The organism is Psychrobacter sp. TB20-MNA-CIBAN-0197 (assembly GCF_040309765.1).
Taxonomy (GTDB): domain Bacteria; phylum Pseudomonadota; class Gammaproteobacteria; order Pseudomonadales; family Moraxellaceae; genus Psychrobacter; species Psychrobacter submarinus.
Genome location: NZ_JBEOPC010001388.1, coordinates 1 through 236 on the forward strand (window position 1 = coordinate 1; position 236 = coordinate 236).

Genomic DNA, 236 nt, shown 5'->3' on the forward strand with positions numbered 1-236 from the left:
TTTGTACGTCGAGAGGCATATCGCCAATTTCATCTAAAAATAGGGTGCCGCCATTGGCTTGTTCAAAACGGCCTTTTCGCACGCTATCTGCACCAGTAAAAGCCCCTTTTTCATGGCCGAATAATTCTGACTCAACCAGCTCTTTAGGGATTGCGGCCATATTTAGCGCAATAAATTGGTTTTCTTTACGTGGACTATTGTTGTGCAGGGCGCTGGCAACAAGCTCTTTACCCGTT

1 protein-coding gene is annotated in these 236 nt (G+C 45.8%); it reads right to left on the reverse strand.

The features are described 5' to 3' along the window. A partial coding sequence (locus AAEY83_RS18515; RefSeq protein WP_351061631.1) for a sigma 54-interacting transcriptional regulator occupies positions 1-236 on the reverse strand: 236 nt, incomplete at both ends.